Raw genomic sequence first — 1,316 nt, 5'->3', positions numbered from 1 at the left:
CTCGAAAATTGCAATTGATTGATACTAATAAGTTTGCACAAATATAGTGCGCCCCTACTCTTAATCGCTCATTTATCCCTTAAAAATAACGCCATATTATAACAAATAATCAGACAAATCGCATGCTATATTTGTCAGCTTATTTTGCTAGCGCTTATCTATCGATATCGACGTCTGTAGAGCCCAGCTATTTAAAAACATAGAAAACATACTCAATCGTCGGTTACTGGTTTTGACCCTTCAATATTAAACGTTCAGCAGGCAGATAAGCTTTTTGTTTGCTATATAAATAATTCAGCATCTGCTCACGTATCTCACAGGCCAGTGTCCATGCTTCTATGGGACCTACCCCTGAAACAGCGCCGCGCAGGTGAATAATGTTGGCAGTCACCTCAACGACAAACATTTCAGGCTCAGTTTTATTGTCCCAAAGCTTATTGTCTTTAACCGCCGATATAAATTGCTGGCGAATGGTGTCAATATCTGCGCCATAATCGACATATAAAAACACAGGGCAAGTCTGATGTACTTCGGTATGTGACCAGTTTTCTACCATTTCGGTGATCAGTTCGCGCATCGGCACGATCAATCGACGTTCATCCCATGTTTTGAGTACCGCATACGTATAACGCAGGTCTTCAACGGTACTAAAGTTGCCATCCATTATCACACTATCGCCAATCCGTACCGGCTGGGTCACGGCCACCTGTACCCCAGCAATGATGTTACCCAGTATCGGCTGCGCGGCAATTCCAATGACCACGCCTGCAATACCAGCCGAGGTCAATAGCGTCTTACCAAGGCCTTCCATGTTGGCAAATTCACTGAGACCAATCCAAATACTGCCCAAAATCATGACAAAAATAAAGACGCGGCGAAATATCGATACATAAGTACGGCGACGGCGCTCTTTATCAAAGTGCTCTTCAGCCAGATTTTCAATTTGTAGGCTTTGATAGCGATTAGCAAAAAAGTTAATAATGCGAATGCCAAGCCATAAGGTACTAAATACTAGCCCAATCCAGATAAGCGGACGAGTCGATGAAGCTACCGCATCCAAATAAGGAAAGCCCCCTGACACCAAAGTAAAGACGAGCAAAAAACTGATGGTAAAAGTCAACGGCACGGTCAGCTTATTAACCAAATCTGCCACGCCATTAGTACTACCAACATAATTGCTGTATTTTTCATCGTCGATATAACGACTGATGATTTTTTCCGTGCCTTTACTGAGTAACCATCCTACTCCCATGGTCACTAAGAAAAACAGTGCTAATGCCAAAAACTCCCATAGTGCGATACTAAAAATCTTAAGT

Annotated in this window: 1 protein-coding gene; it reads right to left on the bottom strand. The window is 42.6% G+C overall.

The features are described from left to right. Window positions 1-223: 223 nt before the first annotated feature. Window positions 224-1,316 (bottom strand): mechanosensitive ion channel family protein (locus JMV76_RS14605; protein WP_201503186.1); only part of this gene is annotated, 1,093 nt, incomplete at its 5' end.

The sequence above is a fragment of the Psychrobacter cibarius genome (genome assembly GCF_904845955.1).
Lineage (GTDB): Bacteria > Pseudomonadota > Gammaproteobacteria > Pseudomonadales > Moraxellaceae > Psychrobacter > Psychrobacter cibarius_B.
This window is presented reverse-complemented; position numbering and strand designations above follow the sequence as displayed.